Annotated in this window: 19 protein-coding genes and 1 riboswitch; of the genes, 12 read left to right on the forward strand and 7 right to left on the reverse strand. The window is 42.6% G+C overall.

Features of this window, described 5'->3' with window-relative positions:
- Positions 1–238 precede the first annotated feature (238 nt).
- Positions 239–1,096 carry an MBL fold metallo-hydrolase gene (locus tag CWC04_RS05615; protein ID WP_138684853.1) on the forward strand — a complete coding sequence of 286 codons (858 nt, stop codon included), beginning with the start codon at positions 239–241 and terminating at the stop codon, positions 1,094–1,096.
- Positions 1,097–1,203: 107 nt separating this feature from the next.
- Positions 1,204–2,151, forward strand: coding sequence for an alpha/beta hydrolase (locus CWC04_RS05620; protein ID WP_138684854.1), 948 nt, complete (start codon positions 1,204–1,206; stop codon positions 2,149–2,151).
- A gap of 246 nt (positions 2,152–2,397) precedes the next feature.
- Here CWC04_RS05620 and CWC04_RS05625 read toward each other — a convergent pair whose 3' ends face one another.
- The 7 genes from CWC04_RS05625 to CWC04_RS05655 all read right to left on the reverse strand — a co-directional run bounded on the left by CWC04_RS05625 (position 2,398) and on the right by CWC04_RS05655 (position 11,049).
- Positions 2,398–2,661, reverse strand: a complete 264-nt coding sequence (locus tag CWC04_RS05625) for a PDZ domain-containing protein (RefSeq protein ID WP_138684855.1) — start codon at positions 2,659–2,661, stop codon at positions 2,398–2,400.
- Between the two features lie 65 nt (positions 2,662–2,726).
- Positions 2,727–3,185, reverse strand: a complete 459-nt coding sequence (locus tag CWC04_RS05630; RefSeq protein WP_138684856.1) for a hypothetical protein — start codon at positions 3,183–3,185, stop codon at positions 2,727–2,729.
- Positions 3,186–3,394: 209 nt separating this feature from the next.
- Positions 3,395–4,681, reverse strand: coding sequence for a sensor histidine kinase (locus CWC04_RS05635; RefSeq protein ID WP_138684857.1), 1,287 nt, complete (start codon positions 4,679–4,681; stop codon positions 3,395–3,397).
- Entirely contained in the window at positions 4,678–5,361 is a 684-nt protein-coding gene (locus CWC04_RS05640) for a response regulator transcription factor (RefSeq protein WP_029772931.1), read from the reverse strand. The genes CWC04_RS05635 and CWC04_RS05640 overlap by 4 nt, the downstream gene beginning before the upstream one ends.
- Entirely contained in the window at positions 5,361–8,546 is a 3,186-nt protein-coding gene (locus CWC04_RS05645) for an efflux RND transporter permease subunit (protein ID WP_138684858.1), read from the reverse strand. Before CWC04_RS05645 ends, CWC04_RS05640 begins: the two co-directional genes overlap by 1 nt.
- Positions 8,546–9,691: an efflux RND transporter periplasmic adaptor subunit gene (locus tag CWC04_RS05650; protein WP_138684859.1), complete on the reverse strand. Its 1,146-nt coding sequence runs from the start codon at positions 9,689–9,691 to the stop codon at positions 8,546–8,548. The genes CWC04_RS05645 and CWC04_RS05650 overlap by 1 nt, the downstream gene beginning before the upstream one ends.
- The gene (locus tag CWC04_RS05655; protein WP_138684860.1) at positions 9,688–11,049 is read right to left on the reverse strand and encodes a TolC family protein; all 1,362 of its coding nucleotides are present in this window, start codon (positions 11,047–11,049) and stop codon (positions 9,688–9,690) included. Before CWC04_RS05655 ends, CWC04_RS05650 begins: the two co-directional genes overlap by 4 nt.
- Positions 11,050–11,202: 153 nt before the next feature.
- Here CWC04_RS05655 and CWC04_RS05660 point away from each other — a divergent pair, with 153 nt between their 5' ends.
- From CWC04_RS05660 to uca, 10 genes are all read left to right on the forward strand, one after another.
- Entirely contained in the window at positions 11,203–11,895 is a 693-nt protein-coding gene (locus tag CWC04_RS05660) for a hypothetical protein (protein WP_249326052.1), read from the forward strand.
- A gap of 194 nt (positions 11,896–12,089) precedes the next feature.
- Positions 12,090–14,834, forward strand: coding sequence for an Ig-like domain-containing protein (locus CWC04_RS05665; RefSeq protein WP_138684862.1), 2,745 nt, complete (start codon positions 12,090–12,092; stop codon positions 14,832–14,834).
- Positions 14,835–14,850: 16 nt separating this feature from the next.
- Entirely contained in the window at positions 14,851–17,529 is a 2,679-nt protein-coding gene (locus CWC04_RS05670; RefSeq protein ID WP_138684863.1) for a TonB-dependent receptor, read from the forward strand.
- Entirely contained in the window at positions 17,522–18,589 is a 1,068-nt protein-coding gene (locus tag CWC04_RS05675) for a cytochrome-c peroxidase (RefSeq protein WP_138684864.1), read from the forward strand. The genes CWC04_RS05670 and CWC04_RS05675 overlap by 8 nt, the downstream gene beginning before the upstream one ends.
- A gap of 235 nt (positions 18,590–18,824) precedes the next feature.
- Positions 18,825–18,988: riboswitch (guanidine-I (ykkC/yxkD leader) on the forward strand.
- Between the two features lie 56 nt (positions 18,989–19,044).
- Positions 19,045–20,079, forward strand: a complete 1,035-nt coding sequence (locus CWC04_RS05680; protein ID WP_138684865.1) for a putative urea ABC transporter substrate-binding protein — start codon at positions 19,045–19,047, stop codon at positions 20,077–20,079.
- A 69-nt stretch (positions 20,080–20,148) separates the two neighbouring features.
- Entirely contained in the window at positions 20,149–20,916 is a 768-nt protein-coding gene (locus tag CWC04_RS05685) for an ABC transporter permease (protein WP_249326054.1), read from the forward strand.
- Positions 20,913–21,692, forward strand: a complete 780-nt coding sequence (locus CWC04_RS05690; RefSeq protein ID WP_024033241.1) for an ABC transporter ATP-binding protein — start codon at positions 20,913–20,915, stop codon at positions 21,690–21,692. Before CWC04_RS05685 ends, CWC04_RS05690 begins: the two co-directional genes overlap by 4 nt.
- Positions 21,689–22,408 carry an urea amidolyase associated protein UAAP1 gene (locus CWC04_RS05695; RefSeq protein WP_031289807.1) on the forward strand — a complete coding sequence of 240 codons (720 nt, stop codon included), beginning with the start codon at positions 21,689–21,691 and terminating at the stop codon, positions 22,406–22,408. Before CWC04_RS05690 ends, CWC04_RS05695 begins: the two co-directional genes overlap by 4 nt.
- Positions 22,409–22,410: 2 nt before the next feature.
- Positions 22,411–23,049: an urea amidolyase associated protein UAAP2 gene (locus CWC04_RS05700; RefSeq protein ID WP_138684867.1), complete on the forward strand. Its 639-nt coding sequence runs from the start codon at positions 22,411–22,413 to the stop codon at positions 23,047–23,049.
- Positions 23,050–23,154: 105 nt separating this feature from the next.
- Positions 23,155–26,757, forward strand: coding sequence for an urea carboxylase (gene uca, locus CWC04_RS05705; protein WP_138684868.1), 3,603 nt, complete (start codon positions 23,155–23,157; stop codon positions 26,755–26,757).
- Positions 26,758–26,759 lie beyond the last annotated feature (2 nt).

Consider the following 26,759-nt stretch of genomic DNA (forward strand, 5'->3'; position numbering starts at 1 on the left):
ATAACGTAGCATTAATGCCAAACAGGCGCTGCCCAAAGGGTTCTTCCTAGGGGCTATTTACTCTTTGTTGCCTACATGGATGTAGGTAAAGGGCGTGAGCAGGACGCGGAAGCTTTGCTCGGCTTTTACTTAGCCTACTAGGTTACAAACCTCGCGCCGCGATTAAATAGCCCCTAGTTTGAACAAATTTTAATCCGCAAAGGTCAACAGACCCTTAGAACATTAAACAGGATTGTGCATGCTTCGCTTAATACAAACACTACTTGCCACCAGCCTACTATTTACAGGTTTTATGGCGCAAAGTTACGAAATTGAAGATTTAGGCGATGGCCTCCACCGCTTTATTGACGACAGACACCGCTCGGTATTTTTAATCACTCCACAAGGTGCAATAGTTACCGACCCACTTAATAAAAAAGCTGCCACGTGGTTAAAGGAGCAAATTAAAACTCGCTATAACGTACCGGTAAAATATGTTGTATATAGCCATAATCACAGCGACCATATTTACGGCGCAGAGGTATTTAAAAGCCAGCACACAACCTTTGTTGCGCACAAACTTACCGCGCAAGATATTAAAAACACAAAAATAAAAACGGTTACCCCTAACCTTACCTTTGATGACGAACTAATACTTACCCTTGGCGGCTCAACCTTAAAACTTAACTACCACGGCCCTAACGATGGCCGAGGCTCAGTAAGTATGCTGTTCGAAAAACAAAAAACACTATTTGTAGTCGATTGGATAGTCATTGGCAGAATGCCATGGCAAAAACTGTGGAGCTACGATATTCAAGGTATGATTAATTCAACCCAAGCGGTATTAAATTACGACTTTAATACCTTTGTGGGCGGCCATGCCGATATGGGTAATAAAGCCGATGTAGCACGTTACTTACGCTATATAGAGAAGCTTTACAGCCAAGTAACCGCAGGCGCACTTGCAGGGCAAAGCCTAGAGCAAATAAAACAAAACGTTAAGCTCGATGAATTTTCAGATTTAAAGCAATATAAAGCATGGCTGCCACTTAATATTGAGGGCGTATACGAGCGCCTTATGGAAGAGTCGGGCATGGGCTGGCGCAGCGATTTATAAATTGTATGTGTATGCATTTATAGCTTAAATACAAGTGCATACGTATTCACATTGAATTAACAACGCAAGCTTGTGATAGTGCACTTTTTGTATGCTAAGGCGCCACCATGAAATTAGTTGCTTTACTGTTTAGCTTATCAATATTTGTAGTGCATACCAGCTATGCAAATACGCCCACAGTGCAAGTAAGCAAGGGCCACATTGAGGTGATCGACAATATAGAATCACAGTTTGTAAAAAACCGTTTTTTAAATGTATGGCTACCGCCAGGTTACAACAAAAACACCACCTACGATGTACTTTACATGCACGATGGCCGCATGCTGTTTGATGCCAATAGCACATGGAACAAGCAAGAATGGCGCGTAGATGAAGTAGCCGGCTCATTAATAGAGCAAGGCAAAGTACGCCCATTTATTGTGGTAGGCATTCCAAACGCCGTTGAAAACCGCCACAGCGAATACTACCCACAGCAACCGTTTGAGGCCTTAAGCAAGCAAAAGCAAAACGCCCTATACCAGTTAGAAAAATACCCAGGCCACAAATTATTTGCCTCTAAGGTGTACTCAGACAACTACTCACGCTTTTTAGTTAAAGAAGTTATTCCTTACATAGAGTCTAACTACAACGTAAATAAAGGCGCGCGGCACCGCTATATTGGTGGCTCTAGCATGGGTGGGCTTATATCGTGGTATACACTACTTAATTACCCTAACGAATTTGCAGGTGCTATTTGTATGTCGACCCACTGGCCGGGTATTTTTAGCCACGACGACGAAGTATTTGCCGAGTTTAAAAATTACATTGCCAACAACATCGAAAAGCTGAGTAACCAAAAAGTGTATTTTGATTATGGCGACAGCAGTTTAGATGCCATGTACCCTAAGCTACAAGCGCAAATTGATGATTTATTTATGGCGCAACAATACCCAGCAAAGCTATGGCAAAGCCAGTATTTCCCGGGGGAAGATCACACCGAAAACGCGTGGGCAAAACGCTTACACATTCCCCTTGAGTTTATGTTTAGAAAAACCAAACAAGCTGCAGCCGAGTAATCATTTACAAGTATTATCCTATCAGTAATCACAAAAAAGCGGCTAACGTTTACTACGTTAAGCCGCTTTTTTAATAGACTTTTAAACCGTTTTAAAACGTAGGTCGGAAGCGCAGCACCGTCCGACAATTAACGGCGCTTAAAGCTCATTAGTCTTACCAAGCATTCATAGGAACCTCTAAAGGAACTTGGCTACCATCCTCATTTTCTAAAACTAACTGTAAGATGTCCCCTGACTCCTTTCGCATTAATTTTTTGCTTTACTGGCAGGGCAGCCCGGAATTTTACAGCCTTCTATAGAAATAATTTTTTGCCCTGCAACAATCCCTGCTTTTTCAGCGGGTGAATTAGGCTTTATGTTTTCAATAATAAATGACATTACTTTTGGGCTAAAAAAGCCATCCGCCCCAACGTTCCCTACAACTCCAAGCTTCACTTCTTCTGCTGCCAAGGCATTAAAAGAAATAATTGATATTAAAATAATTATAATTTTGAACATAAAAATAAACACTCCATGTTATCCAACACTAAATATGTTGGTATCGTTTTTTGTATTGTTTGCTAAATATATGACTATTAATCATTCTCTGGGTCGCCGCGTTTGTTATATCGCTCTTTGAATGACTCATAGTCTTCGCTTTCAAGTAATAAAACATTTTGTAAAGTATAACTAGCCGCACCATATGTAAAATCAGCTGAAACAGAAACACTTTCCCCTATTTCAAAATCAGAACGATTAAACCCGCTAATTTCAGACTTGTTTATAGCAGCACACAACGAAGCTAACTTCTTTGGACCACTATTAATACTTATGCATAACTCAGATATTGGTTGGCCTTGCTGATCAACTTCGGGATACATTAGTATTATCCAGCTATCGTCCAAATTTTCACTATTTCCATCAACTAGTCGATGAATGTGTAATTTTTTTGCTTCATCTGAGCTCAGTACATTTTCAGAAATAACAAGCGATATGTTTTCAGCACTACATACCCAAAATGGGCAAAGTAATATAAAAACTAAAAGTATCTGCATACATCTCCTAAAATAAAACATTCAATAATCGCAACTAGTTTGTACTGGATTGCCCTGATTACTATAGAGCAATTTCCCATTCCCAGTTTCACACTCCACTATCGCATACTATTCAATCAAATGTTTAATTTCACATAAAAAACCGCGCTAACACTTTAAAAAAAGCCTTAGCGCGGTTATTAATACTTGAAACCTAATTAACCAATTAACTAACTAAAATCGACCACCACTTCATAGCGCCCTGGCATGTCGTTTACATCGTAAACCCAGCCGTGGCGTTTAATTATTTTTTCGCTTAATTGCAGGCCTAGTCCGTACCCTATGCTGGCGTGTTTTGCTAAAGGCGAGCTCGCTTTAGGGGCCTCGTCTTGCTTACTACAATTAACAATAGTCACTTTGCTGCCTTGCTGCGTAATGTGTACTTCGCCAAATTGGGTATGTTGGTAGGCATTACGAATTAAATTAGTCAGTACAATGTGGCACGCAGTAGCATCGGTGGTAATAACACTCTCTTGCTGGGTGTTTAAAACCACCTCAACGTGCTTAGCATTAAGCAGGTAATTAAGCTCGTTACTCAGGGTCGTTATTTTATCACTAAGGTTTACAGGTTCTGGACTACTTTGCTGATCTTCGTTGCGGCTTAGCCATAATAACGTATCGGTTAAATCGCTCATGGTTAAACCGGCGCGCTCTATACGCTCAAGTGTAAGCTGTTGTTTATCACTTAACGGGGCTTTTTCGCTCAGCCGATTGAGTAGCTCAACGTTACTGCGAATAACCGAAATTGGCGTACGCAGCTCGTGGCTGGCATAGCTTAAAAAGCGCTGCTCGCGCTCTACGCTTTCATTCGCCGAAAGTAAGCTACTGCGTATTAATGTGGCTAAAGTGTTTAGTTCGTTATATGTAAAATCGGGCGGTGTTTGCTGCAGATTAGTTTGGTTTAACGATTTAGCCCAGCCCCTTAACGACTCCACTGGCTTGGCTATTTTTTTCATTACCATAAACAAAAAAAACGCAAATAATACAATGGCCGCAATGCCTGTAATGGCAATCCATAGCATACGTTGTTCGGGCTCTATATTAGCGAGCAATTGGGGTTTGTCTTTTTCGAGCATAATGCGCGATATATAACGCGGCTCGCCTTCGGGGTTTGGATAATACACCACAAAAAATAAATTTTGCGGCATAGAAAACATCGATGGCCTGTCTTTTGTTTTATGTAAAAGCCCCACCTCTGTTGGTTTTTTAAAACGCTGCTGAATTGACGCAGGCATGTCTTCCCAGCGGCTTGCAATATTAAAGCCCACCAGCTCTTTTGTTTCCCCTGGCTTTACTTCTGTGGTTTGCGAAAGCTTTAACATAACCCCGTTTAAGCCTTTATCTAGCCCATCAATAAAGTAATTTACACTTAAAAACGAAAAGCCAATGGCCATAGCAGAGCTAAGCACCACCATACTGGCAAAAAAGTAGAGCCTTAAGCTAGGCCTTATTTTCATTGTGGTTGCCCTTCATTTGCTGTTATTGCAAAGCCAACACTAGGAATGGTTTCAAGTGTAACTTGGTGTGTGGTGGCTTCTAATTGCTTACGTAAATGATGCACATGTACTTTTAAACTGTTGCTGTCGGGCTGCTCTTCGCCCCATATAGCTTGCATAATGCTACTGCGCGTAACAGGCTGCGGCGCATGGCGTACTAAGGTTTCTAGCAATTTAAATGCAATGGGCGATAACTTTAATGTTTGCCCCTCTACATCGGCACTGCGCTTTGCTAAATCTAAATTTAAATTAGCTAAGGTGAGGCGTTTTGCCTCACCACTTTTGCGCTTTGCCAGCACTTGTACCCGCGCTACTAACTCTTTCATGGCGAAGGGTTTTACTAAATAGTCGTCGCTACCGGCGGCAAAGCCCTCAAGTTTATTATCGAGGCTATCGCGTGCGGTCAACATTAATACCGGAATATCTTTACCTTGTTCACGCAATGTTTTGCACATTGTTAAGCCGTCCATTTTGGGCATGTTTACATCTAAAATAATCATTTGATAATCATTAATTTGCAGTAAATTTAAGCCCAAAACGCCGTTGCTTGCATGGTCACACTCAATGTCTTCTATATCGAGGTAATCAACAATTGTTGTTGCCAGGTCTATGTCGTCTTCAACCAGTAGTACGTTTATCATTAAGAGGCAGCTCCTTGGGTGCGTTTACCACTTAAAAAGTCTAACACATTGGCAAGTAAGCGCTTAATGTCTATTTGAATCATTAATAATGCCGGAATAAGGATTAACGTAATAACCGTGGCAAACAAAATACCATAACCAAGTGATGCCGCAGCAGGGATTAAAAACTGTGCCTGCATTGAGGTTTCGCTTAATAACGGCACTAAGCCCGCATAGGTTGTAATTGAGGTAAGCATTACCGCGCGCAGGCGGCTTGTACACGACTCTACAATGGCATCGTGCGTGCTCATGCCTTCACCTTTTACCAGCTCGTTAAAGCGCGATACCAATAATAGGCTGTCGTTTACAACCACCCCACTGAGCGCCAAAATACCATTTAAAGAAAGTATGCTGATGGTTAAGTCGTTCCACCAATGGCCTAAAATAGCCCCCACAATACCAAAGGGAATCGCCACCATAATCAACATAGGTTGAATGTACGATTTAAGCGGAATCGCCAGCAATACGTAAATAACTAATAACGCGGCTATAAACATAGTGGCCATTGAGCCTGTTGTTTCGTCTTGCTCTTCGGCTTCTCCGGCAAAGTGAATACTTAAGTTAGGAAATTGCGCGTTAAGCTCAGGTACTAAGTCGCGGCTTAAGTTAGCAACTAATTCGTTAGATGCCACAATGTTTTTATCTACTTGTGCGCTTAAGTAAATTGCACGTAGGCCATCAATGCGGGTTATTTCATCTTGCTGATATTCGCTACTTATATTGGCTACGTTAACCAAAGGTACTACGGTGTCATCGGGTAACCTAATACGCGATTGCATTATATCGGCTGGTGTTTTACGGGCGTTTTCTGGGTAACGCACACGTACTTTTACTTCGTCTTTATCGCGCTGGTAACGCTGTACAATTGCTCCACCAAAAGCTTGTAAAACCTGCTCTGATAGGCTCGCCGTATCCATACCTAAGGCGCGCCCTTGTGCGTTTAAGGTAAATTTAAGCTGTGGCTGACCTGGGTTTAAATTATCGTCTATGCCATTAACACCAGCAGTATTTTGTAAGCGCTCTTTAAACAGTGCGCCTGCGGCCATTACGGTTTCGTCATCCCAGGCTTTTAATTCTACTTTAAAGTTATCGACCATTTTACGTGTAGCCAATACTTGTAGTTTTTTGCTGCCCTCTGGCATACCGGCAAGGCGCTGCCATTCTTGTGCAAATTCGCTTGCTGTAAAGTCGCCCTCGTTTAATAGCTCAACACTTACCGTACCGCTAGTATCGCTACTGCTCACTAATTGTAAGCTCGTTATTTCGCTCTCTTGCGAGTCAAACTTATCCATTAAATTTTGCTGGGCTTGTAGTGCACTTTGCTCAAGCGCTAACAAGTTTTTATTAGTTTGCCCATACGCTGCATCGTTTTGCATAACAAGCTCTGCGGTTACGGTGTCGCCGGCAATACTTGGGAAAAAACCTACTTTTACTGCACCGGTCATAGGCATACCAACAACCAGAATAAAAAAGGCCACAAATGCAGCAACAATGGCGTACCTAAAGCGTAACGAGTATTCAATAACGCGGCGGTACACTTTATCGCTAAACCAAGTTAGGCCGCTGTCGGCGCCGTGCTGCACCTTTGACCACAAGCCACTAAGGCCCGATTTCAACTGGCGTTTAGTGCTTACGTGGGCTAAATGCGACGGTAAAATAAGTTTTGATTCAACAACCGAAAGCAGTAAACAAATCGTCACTACGGTCGCAAACTGAGAGTAAATTTTACCTAAATTGCCAGATACATTCGAAAGCGCAACAAACGCAGCTACCGTGGTTAATACGCCAAATATGGTGGGTACAGCCACCTTCATGGTGCCTAAAATCGTGTTATTAAGGGTGTCGCCGTGTTTTTTGCGAGTGGTGTAAATACTCTCCCCCACAACCACGGCATCGTCGACCACGATCCCCAGTGCCATAATAAAACCAAAGGTGGTCATTTCATTTATGGTCAGCGCGGTGTAGCTGTCGGTCATAAAGTACAGTGTGCCAAAAAATACAAATGGCAAGCCACCTGCAACCCATAGCGCAACGCGTACATTTAAAAATATCGCTAAAATAACAAACACCATAATAATACCGGTTACGGCATTTTTAGTAAGCAGCGATAGGCGCTCGGTGATCATAGTGCTTTTGTCGTGCCAGCTTTCAAGCTCTACATTTTGCGGTAATAAGCCGCGCTCGTGCCATGTATCAATTACGCTTTGTGCTTGCTCAACTATGGTGGTTATATCGCTATTTTCATCCATTAAAATTTCAATGCCTACGGCATTTTGTTGGTTATAACGACTTAGTGAGTTGGTATCTTCTGCGAATGTGTCGGTAACGGTTGCTACATCACCTAATTTAATTTGTGTGCCTGATTGCGTTGTACGTAACACAATATTGGCAAAGTCGCGCTGCCAGTAAGCTTGTTCTGCCGCTTTTAGGCGCATAATTTTATTGCTATCGCGCAAACTAGTAGAAAGCGGGCTCGATGATTCGTTGTTAATCACCTCACTTACATCACTAATAGTTAAGCCGTAGGCTTGTAGTTTGCCTTCGTCGATTTCTACCGACATCATAGGGTCAAGCACGCCCGATTGCTCTACATCGCTAATGCCCGATTTAGCTAATAAATCGGCTTTTAGTTTTTCACCTAGGTTTTGCAACGTATGGCGGTCGGCATCACCAAACAATTGTAAGGTTAATGCGTGATCTTGCCTGCGCGCTTTGTCGATCACCGGCTCTTCGGCATCTGCCGGAAAGTTATTTATGGCATCAACTTGGTTTTTAACATCGGTGAGTAGCTCATCAAGCGAGTAATCGGTTTTTTTCTCAATGCTTACATGGCTGCCGCTGGCATCAGATGTAGAGGTAATGCGCTTAATACCCGGTACGGTTTCAAGGGCTTCTTCTACTTTTAGGGCGATGCCTTCTTCTGCTTGTAAGGCATCGCCACTGTCGTAAACCACCGATACTGAAATAGTATCTGGCTCAAGGCTTGGAAACGCCTCTTTACGCAAAGTAGAAAGCGACATTATGCCCATAACTATTACGCTAATGAGTAATAAATTGGCGGCCACTGAGTTGTTAGCAAACCAGCTAATAATGCCGTGCAAAGGGTTAGTATTATTAGGTAGTTGCGGTGCTTGATGCGGGCTCATTATGGCATCTCCTCAACAATTGGGTTTACTAACATATCGTTTAAGTAGCTTACGAGTGGGCGAGCCACCACACGTAAATTAGTGTGTCCTTCAATAGGAGAGATATAAACGTAATCACCGCGCTCAAATAGTTTTTGCGCTTGAATGCTCATTAGCATGTTTTGCTCGTTTACGTACCAAATTAAGCCTTCTTGCGATACTGCTGAGGCGGGTAATTTAATTACGTTGTTAAGCGCTTTGCCGGCAATTTGTACCGCTAAAAATGTACCTGGTAGCAATGGTGTAGCTTGCTCAAAAGGTTTGTCTAGCGCAACCACTACACTGCGCTGGCGTGAACTATCGTCAAGATGCTGCTCAAAACGAGCAATGTAACCTTGCCACTGATTCTGTGTTGTTACATCACTTAAAATAACCTCCCCCGACTTATCACTTGCCAGGTTTTGCCATTGGCTTAATGAAAGCGGTACGCTAATTTCTACTTTGTCGGTGCTGTTTAATGTAGCCAGTGTATCGCCGATGCTTACGTAAGTGCCTAAATCTACATCGCGCGATAAAATAACAGCATCAAACGGGGCACTTATATGGGTGTTTTTTTCATCACGCTGCGCAGTTTGTAGTGCGTATTGGGCGTTATCGGCCGTTGCTTGGGCGGCTTCTAGCTGTAGCGTTCTAAATACTAAAGGCGAGCTTGGTGCTTGCGTTACACCCGAGCGCTGCCATTCACGCTTTGCTTGGTTTCCTAAGTCTTGCTCTTCTTGTAGGGCGAGTTTGGCATCTGCTAATGTGGCTTTAGCGCTCGCGACTGCTTGTAAGTATTCGGTGTTATCTATTTGTGCAAGCACTTGGCCTTTTTTAACTACATTACCGGTAGCAAATTGCTCGCTCATATTGGTTATTTCGCCCTTAACTTGCGCTTTTAAGCTAAGCGCCCAGTGTGCTTTAGCCTCACCGTGGCCGCTAACATAGGCTTGATACGTACTTGGCACAGCGTTAATAACCGATACATTGGGTGCCACAGATTTAGCCGGCTCTGGCTTTGGGCCATTTGCTTGCTGCGCCATTTTTTGGCCGTTATATGAAATAGCAAGCCCTATACAAACAATGGCAACAAGAGTTACAACAACAGGTACTGGCGAAATTTTCATGACGATACTCCAAGGCCCAAGGCAAGGCCTAAATCTATACGGTTAGTTAAAAGGGTGTAATTTATTTGGCTAAGCTGAGCTTGTAGGTCGTACACCTGCTGCTGCACAGTGAGTAGGTCTAAAATATCAACCAAACCTTGCTGGTATTTGCTTTGGTAGTTGCTATAACTGCGCTTAGCACTGGCAAGTGCTTTACTAATTTGTAGCTGCTGCTGTGTTAATGATTGCTCTTGACCTAGTGCGTTTTCTACTTCGTTTACGGCGCTAAGTAGCGTGTCTTGGTATTCCCAAAACGCCTGTTCGGCATTTAATTTTGCAATATCAACTTGTGCTCGAAGTGCCCCGCCTTGAAACAATGGCGCACTTAAAGTGCCTAATAAGTTCCAAACTGGGCTGGTTAATAATGCTTGGCTGGGTGTAGCTGCTAAATCGCTAAGCGATGCCGAAAGCGTAATGCTTGGCAGTAAATCTTTGTAAGCTACATCCACTAAATAACGTTTAGATTGAATATTGTAATAGGCACTTTGTAAATCGGGGCGACGCGCTAAATCTTGCTCTGGTAACGCGCTTAGCGGCTCAATAACCTCAGGTAAAACAGAGGTAGTAGGTAAGTTTTCAAGTTTATCAACGCCCACTAATAATACTAAAGCACGTTTAGCTTGCGCTATTTGTTCTTGATAATCGGCAATAGTGGCTCGGGTAGAGGCGGTATTTGTACGCGCGGTATCAAGGGCTTCTAAATCACCTAAGCCGTATTGGTAACGCTCAACAATGCTTTGCTCGTTATTTTCTAAAACCGTTAAGCGCTGCTGCTCAATGTTAAGTAAATCTTGCTGCAAAATAATGTTTAAATACGTGCGCATCACGCTGGCTACTAAGGTGTCTTTAGCGCCTTGGTAAGTGGCCTGATTACTAGCTATGGTCATGTCTTGCGCGGCTACGTTATCAGCAATTTTTTGCCATACGTCGGCCTCCCAGCTAACCCCTAGCGATGAGCTGTACTGTGTGCCAGTTGTTTCATTGCGCTGAGCGTCAAAATCGGCATCTACACTAAACCACTGGCTTGCTGCGGTAACATCGCGCTGCGCATAAGCAAGTTTTAGCGCCACATGCACCTGGTTAAACGAAGGGTTATTTGCAACGGCTTGGTTAATAAGCGAATCAAGCCCCGCTATATTCACTAAATCAGTGATATAACTTACCTCGGTTGCATCATCTTGTGTGTATTGCCAATTTGCATGCTGCTTTAGCGATTGCTCGGTGCTATTACCTGTATAGCTTGGCTGGCTACTACACGCAGCAAGCGTGCAGCTAAGTGCAAGCAATAAAACCAATGAGCGCTTTTTAAAATAAACCATTTAACTGTGCCTAATTTACATCATTACACACAGTGTATTAGGGCAAGGGTTAAGGATGGGTTAAAAGGGGTTAACTTACTTTAGACAAATTAGTATTTGCCTCGTTTAGCCAAATTACGTAGCCTTTGGCAAAAATACTCACTTAAAACTCATATGCATAAATTAATTTTTACCCTTTTTTTAATACTCCCCACGTTATTGCAGGCTCAAGTAACCTTAAGTGATAAAACCATTATATACAGTGGCCAAATCAACAAACAAAATAACAATACGGCAGCTGAGCTTTTAAAAACTAACCCTACAATTAATACATTTACGATTACCAGCGGCGGCGGAAACATAGATTTAGGGATGGACTTAGCCGAGTTAATTTTGGCGCATAAGCTAACGGTAAACATAAAGCAGTTTTGCTTTTCGTCGTGTGCTAATTATGTGTTGCTTGCTGGGCACCCTACTACAATTGAGCCCAATACGATTATTGGCTGGCATGGGGATGCAGCCTCAGCTAAATGGTTAGATAGTGATATTGATGCCATGGTAAAGCACTTAAAAGAGCCACAAAAAAGCAAAAAGTGGCAGGCATTACGCGCCCATTACGATGAGGTAATTGCTAAAGCAAGCTTGCGCGAAAAAGCCTTTTACACAAAGCTAAATGTAAATCACGACCTACTCACGGTAGGGCTAAAACCCAGTTTACGCAGCGCCGCCATAAAGCAACGAGCACGTGGCTGGACGTACTCACCTAAGGTGCTTAACTATTTTGGAATTAGCAATATTAGCTATAATAATTGGCAACCTCGTTCAGTTAAAAACTTTCCGCTGCTTATTATTAGCGACTTAAACTAACAACCATCCTCCTCTTTACTAATCTCATTTTTACTCACAATAAAGCCCTGTTAATAGCAGGGTTTTGTGTTTTAGCTGCCTTATAAGTACTTTGTGGATACTCACTATTAATATGACAAATACTTTACACGCTTTAAAATCTAATTGATATGCGTTATCATTCGCAACATCATTAACTTTTAATATTAACAATAATGAACAAGCTAATTAAATTTACCCCAATATTATGCGCGCTTGCGTTGGCAGGTTGTGGCGGTGGCTCGGGTAATACTGCTCCACAGTTTTCTCAACCTAATTTAAGTTTTACTGTAAACGAAGACACCACTTTTTCAGGCCAAGTAACAGCCACCGACGATGACGCCTTAAGCTATACGCTTGCTAATGCACCAAGCAATGGCATCATAGCAGTTGAAGCAAACGGTGAATTTACCTACACACCATTTAGTAATTATTTTGGAGAAGACACAGCAACCATTAGCGCAAGCGATGGCAGCTTAACGGCAAATGTAGTGATACGTTTTAGCGTAGAAAATGTTAATGATGCCCCGCAGCTACTAACTACTAATGTATTTGTTACCTCTTCAACCACCACTCAAGGGGTTATTACTACACAAGACTTAGATGGCGACACCGTAACTATTAGCTTAATAACACCACCGAGTAATGGCGTAATGAGCATAAATAGCACCACGGGTGAATTTACCTATGAGGCTCAATCTCTAAGCAGCATTGATGAGCAATTTGAAATTAGCTACACAGATGGCCTAATTAGCGAGCCGTTAACTGCAATTATTTCACTAAGCCCGTCTTATGTAACTAACGAAGATAAACTTAATTATTATTACAGTTCTAGTCTGTCGCACTTAAAACAAGCCGACGAGTTGAGCGCAAATATTGCCGATGAACTTTCTCGATATGAGGTATACGCAACCCAAGCTGCGGCCTATGCACGTGCAGGATTTTTAGATACTGCTAACGACTATTTAGCGCTTATAAACGAGCAAACAGCGCGTTCTTCAGCACTAAAAGATGTGGCACAAGCACTAGACGAAATAGGCCAAACAGAACAAGCAAACGATTACCGTGACCAAGCGGTGGCGGCCTACAACCAATACTTAGCTGATAAAGGCTTTGATAACATTGCCTCATCAGACGCATCAGCGCTTTATTCTTTAGTAAAAAGCTATTTAGCTGCTGATCAAGTTTCGCAAGCAAGTAATTTGTTAAATACAATTTCATTATACGCAGAGCAAGTACGCGAAGACGAATACACCTCAAGCTATGGCTACTTTTTAAATGGCGTACGCTTATCAATAGATGACGCCCTACAAAGCTATGCGAAAAGCCTAGATGAAAGCGATTTAACGCAAGCCAAATTGCTTGCTAATAACTACGCGCAACTTGCAGTAAAAACAGGTTACAGGCTAGTACGTAGCGGCGAATACGAAGGCCAACCATACGAGCAATACAAAACGCTACATGGTGCATGGGCTGCGCAATACCTTTATAGAGCTGGCGAATTTGAAGCGGCAAAAGACTATACTAACCAAGTACTTGCCATGTATGGTTCAACGGGTTTTGATAGTAACTACGCTTACTCTGCATCGCCTTATAGCGCCGCTACTTTAGATAACTACACTTACCCTATTCAATTTTTAGCAGGCTTAATTGAAGGCCTTTACCAAAGCGACGAAAATCCAGCAATAACGCTATCAGACAGCGAAACCGATATAAACAACGCGCAAGAGCAAGTGTATGGTTTTAATATAGCTAATCGCCTGCTTGGTGGTGAAGATATAACGAGTGCCGCAGCTCAAGCTCGCAGCTTTTTTACAGAAAATGGTGATTACAACGAATTTTTTAGAGCGCTAACATCGCTTGATAACGTCCCTGGCACAGGCCTAATTTTAAGTGAAGCTGGCAGAAACGACCTAGCACAGCAAGTATTTACCTATGCTGGCGACTTTATAGCCTCGAATGACTACATAAGCAAAGAATCATCAACCACGCTTTTAACCGGTTCCAAGGGCTGTAAATTGTTAGTTGATTTAACTGCGCAAGTCGGTGGTGATACAGTAAATGCCGCTAATAAGTGCTTAACCATGCTTAATACGCTCAATGCAGGCGATATACGTACGCTAAGTAATACCTCATCAATTACAGCTCATAATCAAGTAATAGTATCGCTTATTAAAGGCGGCTTATCGGAGCAAGTAGCTGGTGTACACAATCAACTACTTAGCTACATTGCCCTAGATGAAGATACCGAAGATAGGTTTGAAGCCCGCTTAGAAACCTTAGGTTACTTAGTTAATGCAAACCAAACATCACTGGCAAGTACCACTTTAAATGATGCTATTACTGAAATAACCCCTGAGCTAAATGCATTAACAAGCGATCAGCTAGAAACTATTTTAGCCGCTGTTAAAGCCGAAGTAATTGGCTTAGAAGAAGCTCAAACAGGTGAATTTGAACGTTATTCTATGCTTTCAAGTATGGGCACTAACGCGGCGAATATTAGCGATTTTTCAGCAAACTATAGCAATGCAAAAACACAAGCTAGCACGCTTTTAAATACGCTTGAGCCTCTTATTTTAAACTTTGTCGATACAATTATTGCCGACAACATGGAAGATTTAGTAAACAGTTTTACGCTAATTAACGATACCACTAAAGCACAAAGCTTAATAAATAATGGCGTTAATGGCGAAGCCGATCAGCTTGAGCTTTACATAGGCATGACCAACTTAGTCGCCTCTCGTGATGACTTTAAAGGCATAGCTATTGCCAGCGTAGATACTGACCACGACGGCTTACCTAACTTCTTTTTACCTAACACCAGCGATGAAGATATAGCCTTAGCTGGATTAATTGCCGACCAAGACGCCGATAACGATGGCGTAATTGATAGCGAAGACACTACCCCACTAGGTATTTAACTAAGAGCCGTAATAAATGCAGACACCGACTACCCTCGCGTGTCTGCTTTTGCTTTCTCAGGGTGTATACGCCGCAGAGCAGCAACAGCAGACCGAACCAAAAACACAGCCATGTAACGACCTTAAAAATGAGCAAAAAGAGCGTTGTGAAGCACTTGAGCACATTGAAGTAAAAGGCCAGTACATAGGCATAGAAGTACCCGAAGTTATTGGGCGTTCTTACTTAAATCGTGACTTTATAAATGCCACACCTAAAGGCAACGGCGATATAAACGAGCTTATTGCATTGCTCCCTGGTGTACAGCTAAGCAACGAGGCTTACTCTATTGGTAGTTTGGCAGAAATCAGCGCACCAGAAATATCAATCTCAGGCGCGCAGCCATGGCAAACTGGCTTTTCGTTAGATGGACTAAACTACAATAACCGCATAGACCCGGGTAGTAGTAGCCGCTTAAGCTCTTCATCAAACGATGTATCGGGCGGCGTGCAAAGCATGAATGTAAACTCCGATGTAGTTGAATCAATCACAGTGTACGACCATAACATTCCGGCTGAGTTTGGTGGCTTTTCGGGTGGCATTGTTGATAGTAAAACCAAAAGCGTATTTACCAATGACAGTTTTAGCTTTGGTGTGCGGGGTAATCAAAGTAGCTGGGGGAGTTATCACTTTATAGAAGCCGATCAAGACAGCTCTCAGCAAAATGTTGATCAAAGCACACTTGAAACGCCCAAGTATGAAAAAATCAGCTATAACCTGCGTGCTAATAAACAAATTAATAAGCGCCATGGCGTAATGATGAGTGTTAGTTACTTAACCAGCGACATCAGCGATTTGTCGTTAGGGGAAGTCAAAACGCAAAGCCGTAAAAACATAAATGCCATTGTTAAATATGGTTATCGCAATGGCTGGGTAGACGCATTAGATTTAACTCTAATGTATTCACCTTACGAAGTAGATGACTTTATAACCGACGCCAAAGACAGCGACTTCCATTTAGAAGGCGGCGCTGTAGGCGCGGTCGCATCACTTACCCAGCACTTTGATTTTGCAACCTGGCGCAGCAACCTTAATTTTAGTATGAGTGATAGCAGCCGAGAAGGCCCTGCGCACTTTTATAACTGGCTGCAAGCTAAAGGCAAAGATTGGGGACAATATGCCGACCAAGGCGATGCGCAAACGCGCTACTCTCGCCAAGGAGGCTATGGCGCTTTAGATAACACCCAATACACCACCAGCTGGAAAAACACGCTAAATTTCAATTCATTTGAATTAGCAGGTACTGAGCATAATATTAAGGCCGGTATAGAGCTTATTCGCCAAGAAGTAGAGCGCGAACGCATACAAAATAGCTACAGCTACGACTCCCCTATTATATGGTCTAGCGCTAGTACACCACTTAATTGCAGTGGTTACACACTTGACTGCCAAGCGCTTGAAACCACTATATCTATTGACGAACTTGCAGCGCAGCTAGGGGGCGAAATTGATTTTAACAACCAAGATCACATAACAGCGTACAGCAACAATGTAACAGCCACCGCGCAGTATTTTAATGGCCGCTTAGTAACCCCAGCAGAGTATATAAATGTAGCGTTAAATCGCGCCTCGTTTTATGCAACAGATAGCATCACCTTAGGGCAATTAAGCTTAAATTTAGGTATGCGCTACGAATACGATGACTTTTTAGCTAATCACAATATTGCGCCACGTCTATCCCTTGGTTACGATGTATTTAACAACAACCGCACTATTATTAGCGCAGGGGTTAACCGCTATTACGACTCAGCCATTATTGGTTATAAAGTAAAAGAGCAGCAGCGTTTTTCATACCGAGAGTACCGCCCAATTGAAAACGGCTACCTTCAAGGGTGGCTACCGTCTAACTACACCGGCGCGTTTAAATACCGCTTTGATGATGTAAATACCCCCTACGATGACGAACTCGCATTAGGCATTGCGCATTCATTTGAAAAAGCAGGCAATATATCGCTCAAATATGTAAAACGTAAAAAGCATCAGCAATTTTCTCAGGTTACCGATGAAGAAGCAGCTAGTGATGGCTATAAATACATTTATATGACTAACGAGGGTGATGGCAGCTCAGAGCGCTACTCTATCTCGTGGAGTGCACAGTTTGGTAAACACTCTTTATGGGCCAATGCCTCCTACGCTGAAAACAAAATTTCAAACGACGAATACAGCGCTAGCGCAGAAAATACCCCCCTTGATGAACTCGTTTATTATCTCAATGCACAAGGCGAAGGCGAGCTTGTAACGCTTGGGCAGCTAGAGCAAATACGCACCAACTTTGGCACCCCAGTGACAGGTGCGCTTGGCTGGAATGTTGATTGGAACAGCTCATTTAGTACAGGCTTAAATGTTACCTACAGTGACAGCTACACCAGCGCGGTAAGTACCGGGGCTAGCGAAAGTATTGGGCTTGAGCAAAGCTGTACAAGTTGTCCTGTAGAATCAAGCTTAGTTGATGTATACGAAGAGCAAGAAATACGCGCCAGAACCATGCTAGGGCTCAGTTTACGCTATAGCCATAACCTCACAAAAACCCAATCTATTGACATAAGAGCGGATATTTCTAATTTATTAAATGCCCGCACTTACACAGTAAACGAAGGAGCATCAGGTATTGAGCCCGGGCGTATGTTTTGGGTAGGAGTTAGCTATAACTATGATTAGGTTATTAAGCATTTTTTTACTGTGCTCATTTAGCTTAAACGCCAAATCAACAAGTAGTAACGATTTACGCTCACTTTATAGCAAAGGCCAAGCTCATTGGCCTGCTATTCAAACTAGTGACGGAAGAAACGTTGAGCCCATGTCGCTTTTGCCTGTAGCATCGCCTAAACCGGAGCATGTTGCACTAGGCGATAAGCTTTTTCATGATGTGCAGCTTTCACGTAATAATACCGTTAGCTGCGCTACCTGCCATGAACGCGACAAAGGCTTTCATGATGGCCGTACAACTGCCATAGGCATTGACGAGCAAGTAGGCACACGTAACACCCCCGCTATTTTTGGTATTGATCAATGGCAACATTTTTTTTGGGATGGACGCGCAAGCACCGCTGAGCAGCAAGCACTTATGCCAATAGAAAACCCGATTGAAATGGACTTAGATCCAAAAATAGCTTTAGCCCGAGTAAATAAAGATAAGAGTTACCGTGCATTTAATCAAAGCGCTTTTAATAGCAACACGTTAACCACCGAGCAAATGGCAAAAGCCTTAGTTGCGTTTGAACGCACATTAGCAGCGCCAAATAGCCGCTATAAAACTTTTTTAACACAGCTTAATAAAAATCCACAACAAGCAGTTAGTAGTCTAAGTGATAGTGAGTTAAATGGCCTGCACCTATTTAGAACTAAAGCTAAATGCATGACTTGCCATAACGGCGCACTACTCAGCGACAACCAATTCCATGGCACAGGGCTGCATTATTACGGCCGCCGTTTTGAAGATAAAGGCCGCTACGATGCCACCCACAACCCTGAGCATATTGGCCAATTTAGAACCCCATCGCTATTAGGGTTAATGCAAACATTTCCGTGGATGCATAACGGCTTATTTGACGATTTAGCCGGCATTGTCGCCTTATATAACCATAGAGGAGTAAGGCCCAGACCACGAAAAAACCAACTAAACGACCCACACTTCCCTAAAACCACCGACCTGCTTATAAAGCTTAATTTAACCAAGCAAGAACAAGCCGACCTAGTGGCATTTTTACGCATATTATAACAAGCACTGCTGAGTAAATTTTTTCAGCAGTGCCATTGCACCAATATATTTCAATGCACTTAAATATCGCACCAAATTAAAACATTCCACATCGCTTTTATAATTTAAAAAAACACAAAAATAAATTTAGCGCTTTAATTTCATTAACTTAAACCAACATTTAAATATTGGCTAGCTTCATGCTTATTAAAAAGTGTAGGGGTTCAAGGATTTTTGAACCAGCACAATTTAATGCTAAACAGGCGACTAGGGTTCCGGTTCATGTGTACTTAACGAAGTAAAATGAACGACTGGTCCGAGAGTTGCCAACCTAGCTATATAACAAGTAATCACCAAAGGTGTTTAGTTTTTATATTTGCGTATGCAAGGGTTACACGGCGGGACAAAAGCCCGGGAGGTTCAATTAGCTTGGAACTCCTGCGCCCAAAAACCGTGTAAAACTTGGAGAATACGAAATGAAAACGATAAAAACACTTACGTTAGTCCTCGCTTTAATCTGCAGTTCAAATGCGCTCGCTAAAGATAAATTTTCTGTTTGTTGGTCAATCTATGTAGGCTGGATGCCATGGGAGTATGGCGACAGCTCAGGCATAGTAAAAAAATGGGCCGATAAATACGATATTGAAATTGATGTAGTACAAATTAACGATTACATCGAATCGATTAACCAATATACCTCAGGCCAGTTTGATGCATGCACCATGACCAACATGGATGCGTTAACAATTCCGGCAGCTAGCTTTGTAGATAGTACCGCGCTTATTGTTGGCGACTTTTCAAATGGTAACGACGGTATCGTTTTGAAAGATAAAACCGATTTAAAACAAATTAAAGGCCAAACAATTAACCTCGTTGAGCTAAGCGTATCTCATTATTTATTAGCACGCGGTTTAGACTCGATTGGCTTAACAGAGCGTGACGTAAATGTAGTTAATACCTCAGATGCCGACTTAGTCGCCGCTTATACAACTGAAGATGTAACTTCTGTTGTTACATGGAACCCACTACTTTCTGAAATAGAAAAACAACCTAGTGCTAGCAAAGTATTCGACTCATCAAACATCCCTGGCGAAATCATCGACCTTTTAGTAGTAAACACTCAAACCTTAAAAGAAAACCCAAAACTAGGTAAAGCCTTAGTAGGCGCATGGTACGAGATCATGGAAAAAATGAGTGCTGATCAAAATGCGCTTTCACACATGGCCGAAGCATCAGGTACTGATTTAGCCGGCTATCAAGCTCAACTTGCCAGCACCAAAATGTTTTATAAAGCCAAAGAAGCGGTGGAATTTACGCAAAGCCCTCACCTTAGCAAAACCATGAAATACGTTGCTGAGTTTTCATTTAAGCATGGCCTATTAGGAGATGGCGCACCTGACGCTGGCTTTATAGGTATTGAAACACCGAGTGGCGTAGTCGGTAACCCGCAAAATATAAAGCTGCGTTTTGACCCTAGCTTTATGGAAATGGCCGTTAACAACAGCTTATAAAGCGAACCCACTATGAAAAAATTAATGAACTTAGCACCCTCGCGGTCACTGAAAGGATTTTTGGCTTTTTTGCCGTTTGTAATTTTGTTGCTACTTTACTTTAGCGCTTCTAACGAACGTCTTGAGGCTAACCCTTACGATAAACTGCTGCCAAGCTTTACGCAAATTGCCGATGCCGTCGAGCGCTTTGCATTTACCCCTGATAAACGCAGTGGCGACTACCTGTTTTGGAAAGACACCGCTGCGAGTGTGTATCGTATTTGTTTAGGTATCACAATTAGCGCGGGGCTAGGTTTATTAATCGGCATGTTATCGGGCCTGCTGCCGCCGTTTAGAGCCGGTTTTTCCCCGCTCATTACTATTGTTTCGCTTATACCGCCAATGGCCATTTTACCCATTTTATTTATTAGTTTTGGCCTAGGAGAGCTTGCAAAAGTAATGCTCATAATTATTGGCACTGCCCCTGTCATTATTCGCGATATTCAGGGCCATGTTCGCCAATTGCCCAGCGAAATTTTAATAAAAGCCCAAACCTTGGGCGCCTCCACATGGCTGGTTGCTATACGTGTTGTTTTACCACAAATAATGCCGCGCTTAATTGCTGCTGTGCGTTTATCGCTTGGCACTGCATGGCTATTTTTAATTGCCGCTGAAGCCATCGCCGCGCAAGAAGGCCTGGGCTATCGCATCTTTTTAGTAAGGCGCTATATGTCGATGGATGTCATTTTACCTTATGTAATTTGGATCACTACGCTTGCCTTTTTGATGGACTTTAGCTTACGTAAATTATCATCACTTTGCTTCCCTTGGTATCACCATCAGGAGGCTGGAAAATGAGCCTATTACAAATAAACAAAGTGTGGAAATCGTTTGCTGATGTACAAATATTAGAGCGTTTACAGCTTAACGTAGAGCAAGGTGAATTTGTTTCTATGGTGGGCGCTTCTGGGTGCGGTAAAACCACCCTGCTTAAAATGATATTGGGCAGTGAGCAAGCAACACGAGGCGAAATACTTTTAGACGGCAAACCTATTTCTAGCGAGCCAAGTGAAGAGCGCGGCATTGTATTTCAAAAGTACTCTGTATTCTCGCATTTAACTGCTTTGCAAAACGTAATGATTGCCGATGAGTTTTCTGCCAGTCGTTTTTTAGGACGCTGCTTTGGCAAACAAAAACGCGAGATAAAACAAAAAGCGCTTAAATTTATGGAAGCAGTAGGTTTATCTCATGCTATTAATAAATACCCACACGAATTATCGGGCGGCATGCAGCAGCGCTTGGCTATTGCCCAAGCATTAATGAAATCCCCAAAAATACTCTTACTCGATGAGCCCTTTGGTGCACTAGACCCCGGTATTCGAAAAGACATGCACCAGCTTATTCGTAAAGTATGGAAAGAAAACAACCTCACCATATTTATGGTTACTCATGACATTCAAGAAGGCTTTGAGCTGGGTTCTCGTTTATGGGTATTTGACAAAGTACGCCATGACCCACAAGCACCTAACGCGTATGGAGCACAAATTACTTACGATTTACCGCTTAATAGCGAAACCAAAGCTCAAAACCACTCACTTGCTCAGCAATTTACAAAAAAGGAAGTCACTGCATGATTTTGTATCAAGATACTTTAACCTCAGGTAAACACTGGTCTATGCGTATGCGTCGCGGTACTAGCTTACGGTTAATTGATAAAACTGGTGGCGCAAATGTAGGGATGTTGTTTTACAACCCCGAAAATTTACTCGAGCGCTACAACGCCCCCGACACTCTAAAGTGCCAACACACCTTTAAATTAACCCAAGGCCATTGTTTATATTCAGATATGGCACGTGTTTTTTGCGCGATTACCGACGACACGCTCGGTTGGCACGATACCTTAAGCGGCAACAGTAACGCTCAATCAGTTGAAAAAAAATGGGGCAAGCGCGACTACCAAAACGAACGTAATAACTTCAAGCAAAATGGCTTAGATGCATTTTTAGTTGAAGCGGCTAAATACGGACTAACTAAACAAGACCTGGCCGCTAACCTGAATCTATTTAGCAAAGTAATTGCCAGTGATAGCGGCGACTTAAACTATCAAAGTGGGCATTCAAAAGCCGGCGATTATATAGAACTACGCTTTGAAATGGACACGTTAGTGCTGTTTCACACCTGCCCTCACCCGCTTGATAGCGCCAGCGAATATCCGCAATTTGAAATTGAGTATCAAATACTGCCATCAGAACCTGTAAGCGATGACGATGAATGTAAAAACAGCTGTAGCGAAAACCAGCGCGGCTACGAAAACAACCGAATTTATCACTTAGGGTTAGAAGGAGTTTAATAATGATCACCACAAGCCAACTACTAGAACAAGACGCTATTAATCGCCAAGTTGTTGATGCCGGCGACTATTACTTACATGTGGTCAAAAAAGGCGAAACCATACGCATTTTAGACTTAGAAGGTAACCAAGCCGCCGATACGCTTTTTTATAATGCGAACAAACCAAGTGAGCGTTACAGCGCTACCGATACAATTCGTGAACAAGGTAATGTGTATTTAACAACAGGTACCGTACTACTATCAGATGAATGTAATCCTATGCTTAAAATTGTTGCCGATACATGTGGTCGACACGATACCGTTGGTGGGGCGTGTTCGTGTGAAAGTAATACAGTGCGATACTCTCTTGATAAAAAAACCATGCATGCATGCCGCGATAGCTGGTTATTAGCAATCAACGAACAACCAGAGCTTGGTTTAAGTAAAAAAGACATAACCCACAATATTAATTTTTTTATGAATGTACCTGTAACCAACGACGGAAAACTAACCTTTGCCGATGGCATAAGTGGCGCAGGAAAATACGTAGAGCTTGAAGCGCTGATGGATTGCATTGTGCTTATTTCCAATTGCCCACAGCTTAATAATCCCTGTAACGCTTATAACCCAACCCCCGTTGAAGTGCTTATTTGGCAATAACTTATATCAACTATTTAATTAATTAGCCGCAAGGCATGTGTTTGGGACGACCCAATCACTTTTACAAATTTGCTGCGGGACGACCCGCGAAAACGAGTAAAAATTATGTTTAATACCGTTCTAATAGCTAACCGAGGCGCTATAGCCTGCAGAATTATTCGTACCCTTAAAAAGCTTGGCATTAAAAGTATTGCCTTATATTCGCAAGCCGACAAAGAGTCATTACACGTACGCGAAGCCGATGAGGCTTACAGCTTAGGTGAAGGCGGCGCAAGCGAGACCTACCTCAACCAGCAAAAAATTATTGATATAGCCAAGCAAACCGGTGCACAAGCAATACACCCAGGTTATGGCTTTTTAAGCGAAAATGCCGATTTTTCAGAAAAACTAAAACAACATGGCATTAGCTTTATTGGCCCTCGCGCTAAGCAAATGATTGAGTTTGGGCTTAAACACCAAGCGCGTGATATAGCCGAGCAAGCAAATGTACCGCTAGTCCCTGGTAGTGGTTTAATTAGCGACTTAGACGAGTTAACTGCTTTTTCAGCAAAAATTGGTTATCCAGTTATGCTTAAAAGCACCGCGGGTGGTGGCGGTATTGGCATGCAGCGCTGCGACTCTCAAAGCGAGTTAGAAAAAGCTTTTGTAAACGTAAAACATTTAGGCGCACAAAACTTTTCAAACGACGGTGTATTTGTTGAAAAATTTGTAGAAAAAGCCCGCCACATCGAAGTGCAAGTATTAGGTAACGGCTTTGGTGAAGTAGTGACACTTGGCGAGCGAGATTGCTCAAGCCAACGTCGTAATCAAAAAGTAGTTGAAGAAACACCGGCACCAAACCTGCCAGCAAGCACACGTCAAGCAATGCTAGACACAGCTAAAAACTTAATGGCGTCAATTGACTATTTGAACGCAGGAACCGTTGAATTTATTTACGATAACGACCACGACCGTTTTTACTTTTTAGAAGTAAACACCCGCTTACAGGTTGAGCATGGCGTTACAGAGGCGTGTTATAACGTAGACTTAGTAAGCTGGATGCTAAAAATAGCCTATAGCGAATCAATAAAAAATACAGCGTTAGATTTATCCGCTTTAGATAGTATTAAACCTACAGGGCATGCTATTCAGGCGCGTATTTACGCCGAAAACCCAGCTAAAAACTTTCAACCTTCAGCGGGGTTACTCACCCAAGTACAGTGGCCCACGGATAATGTACGTGTAGATAGCTGGATAGAAGCCGGATTAACCGTTTCACCTTTTTTTGATCCTATGCTGGCTAAAGTGATTGTTCATGCAGATACCCGCGAGCAAGCCATTGAGCAACTAAACTCTGCTCTTAATAATTCAAAAGTATATGGTGTAACAACCAATATAAGTTACGTGCAACAAATTTTAGCGCATCAGGAGTTTGTACAAGGCTGTATTTTTACCCGTACTTTAAATGATTTTAAAGCTCATTTTGCAGGATTCGAAGTACTAAAAGCAGGCACTATGACCACCATTCAGGACTACCCTGCCCGTACTGGTTATTGGGATATTGGTGTGCCGCCCTCAGGCCCTTTTGATTTTTACTCATTTAAACTTGCTAACCGCTTATTAAATAACCCAGCTGACGCAGCCGGTTTAGAAATTACATTACAAGGGCCAAGCCTTAAGTTTTACCAAGACTGCCAAGTAGCTATTACCGGTGCACCTATTGAGCTGTGGCTTGACGAGAAAGCCCAGCAATGTAACCAAATAATTAATATTAAAGCGGGGCAAGTACTAAAAACTGGCAACGTAACGCAAGCTGGCGCCCGTGCTTATTTAGCATTTAGCGGCGGTATTCAGTGCCCTGATTATTTAGGTAGCAAAAGTACGTTTACGTTAGGGCAATTTGGTGGACACTGCGGCAGAGCCCTGCGCATGGGCGACTTTTTATCGTTACCAACATTTATACAAGCACAACCGTTAGCCAGCTTAAACGAGCACGTTGTTACTCCTGTTACAAACGATTGGACGTTGCGAGTAATGTACGGCCCCCATGGTGCGCCAGACTTTTTTACTAAAGATGACATTAAAACCATACACGCGCATCAGTGGAAAATTCACTACAACTCAAGCCGTACAGGTATTCGTTTAATAGGTCCTAAGCCAGATTGGGCACGCGAAACCGGCGGCGAAGCAGGCCTGCATCCTTCTAATATTCACGATAATGCCTATGCGTTTGGCACAGTCGACTTTACAGGCGACATGCCGGTAATTTTAGGCCCCGATGGCCCGAGCTTAGGCGGGTTTGTTTGCCCTTTTACCGTAATTAGTGCCGATTTATGGAAGCTCGGCCAACTAAAAGCGGGTGATTCACTGCGTTTTGAAGTGGTTGATAACATTAATGCACAACTTATCGAAACAGCACAAAACTCGCAATTAGCCAGCCTAGAGCGTGTTGAGTGTAATTATCAAACCTGTGAGCCAAGCTCCCCAATAATAGATACCTTAGTAACCGATGATGGCGAGCCCGATTTAGTGTTTCGCCAAGCAGGCGATAAGTTTTTACTTGCTGAATACGGCGAGCTTATTTTAGATTTAAACCTACGCGCCCGCGTACAAGCACTTCTTGAGGCATTACAAAAAGAGCGGTTAAATGGGGTGCTAGAGCTCACACCTGGTATCCGCTCTTTGCAAATACATTACGATAATCAATCTATTGCAGTACAGAGTTTGGTAAACACCATTAAACAGCTCGACCTAAACTTGGGTGACACTCGTCAGCTGAGCTTTGAATCGCGTGTTGTACATTTACCACTAAGTTGGAACGACAAAGCCTGCCAAGAAGCAATTGATAAGTACCATCAATCAGTTAGAAAAGATGCGCCTTGGTGCCCTTCTAACCTTGAATTTATAAAGCGTATTAATGGCTTAAATAGCATTGAGGAAGTAAAAAACATTGTTTTTAACGCAAACTACTTAGTGCTGGGCTTAGGCGATGTTTACTTAGGTGCACCTGTAGCTACGCCGCTTGATCATTGCCATCGCTTGGTTACAACAAAATATAACCCTGCTCGCACGTGGACCGCCGAAAACTCCGTGGGGATTGGTGGAGCTTACATGTGTATTTATGGCATGGAAGGCCCAGGTGGCTATCAGTTTGTGGGACGCACAGTACAAATGTGGAACCGCTATCGTAAAACTGATGTGTTTAACAAACCTTGGTTATTACGCTTTTTTGATCAAATAAAATACTACCCTGTAAGCCATGAAGAGCTAATGCAAACTAGAGAAGACTTTGTGTTAGGTAAATGGCAACCAAAAATAGAACAAGCTGTTGTCTCTATGCCTGAACTACAAAAGCAGTGGCAACAAAACCAAAAAAATATAAATACATTTACCCAGCAGCGTGAGCAAGCTTTTGCCGAAGAAATGGAACAGTGGAAACGTACAGGCCAATTAAATTATAAATTTGAAGAAAGCGAAACCGAGCAAGGTGAACAAATTAAACTCGCGCCTGGGCAGTACTTAATGGAGGCCACGGCCGCAGGCAGTGTGTGGAAAATAAATGCCGAGCAAAACCAAGCAGTTGACGCTAACGCGTCTATGGTGATTTTAGAGTCTATGAAAATGGAAATTGATTTAACCACCAGCGAAAGTGCAAAGGTAGTACAGGTTTTAGTAAAAGAAGGCCAGCAAGTTCATGCAGGCCAAGCTTTAATGATTTTACAGGGGTAATG

This window comes from Pseudoalteromonas sp. S2893, from assembly GCF_005887105.1.
Classification (GTDB): domain Bacteria; phylum Pseudomonadota; class Gammaproteobacteria; order Enterobacterales; family Alteromonadaceae; genus Pseudoalteromonas; species Pseudoalteromonas atlantica.

Bases quoted from the DNA above. Each gene is read 5' to 3' on its own strand.
- CWC04_RS05615 (WP_138684853.1), top strand. From the start codon at position 239: ATGCTTCGCTTAATACAAACACTACTTGCCACCAGCCTACTATTTACA.
- CWC04_RS05620 (WP_138684854.1), top strand. From the start codon at position 1,204: ATGAAATTAGTTGCTTTACTGTTTAGCTTATCAATATTTGTAGTGCAT.
- CWC04_RS05630 (WP_138684856.1), bottom strand. From the start codon at position 3,185: ATGCAGATACTTTTAGTTTTTATATTACTTTGCCCATTTTGGGTATGT.
- CWC04_RS05635 (WP_138684857.1), bottom strand. From the start codon at position 4,681: ATGAAAATAAGGCCTAGCTTAAGGCTCTACTTTTTTGCCAGTATGGTG.
- CWC04_RS05640 (WP_029772931.1), bottom strand. From the start codon at position 5,361: ATGATAAACGTACTACTGGTTGAAGACGACATAGACCTGGCAACAACA.
- CWC04_RS05645 (WP_138684858.1), bottom strand. From the start codon at position 8,546: ATGAGCCCGCATCAAGCACCGCAACTACCTAATAATACTAACCCTTTG.
- CWC04_RS05650 (WP_138684859.1), bottom strand. From the start codon at position 9,691: ATGAAAATTTCGCCAGTACCTGTTGTTGTAACTCTTGTTGCCATTGTT.
- CWC04_RS05655 (WP_138684860.1), bottom strand. From the start codon at position 11,049: ATGGTTTATTTTAAAAAGCGCTCATTGGTTTTATTGCTTGCACTTAGC.
- CWC04_RS05660 (WP_249326052.1), top strand. From the start codon at position 11,203: ATGCATAAATTAATTTTTACCCTTTTTTTAATACTCCCCACGTTATTG.
- CWC04_RS05665 (WP_138684862.1), top strand. From the start codon at position 12,090: ATGAACAAGCTAATTAAATTTACCCCAATATTATGCGCGCTTGCGTTG.
- CWC04_RS05670 (WP_138684863.1), top strand. From the start codon at position 14,851: ATGCAGACACCGACTACCCTCGCGTGTCTGCTTTTGCTTTCTCAGGGT.
- CWC04_RS05675 (WP_138684864.1), top strand. From the start codon at position 17,522: ATGATTAGGTTATTAAGCATTTTTTTACTGTGCTCATTTAGCTTAAAC.
- CWC04_RS05680 (WP_138684865.1), top strand. From the start codon at position 19,045: ATGAAAACGATAAAAACACTTACGTTAGTCCTCGCTTTAATCTGCAGT.
- CWC04_RS05690 (WP_024033241.1), top strand. From the start codon at position 20,913: ATGAGCCTATTACAAATAAACAAAGTGTGGAAATCGTTTGCTGATGTA.
- CWC04_RS05695 (WP_031289807.1), top strand. From the start codon at position 21,689: ATGATTTTGTATCAAGATACTTTAACCTCAGGTAAACACTGGTCTATG.
- CWC04_RS05700 (WP_138684867.1), top strand. From the start codon at position 22,411: ATGATCACCACAAGCCAACTACTAGAACAAGACGCTATTAATCGCCAA.
- uca (WP_138684868.1), top strand. From the start codon at position 23,155: ATGTTTAATACCGTTCTAATAGCTAACCGAGGCGCTATAGCCTGCAGA.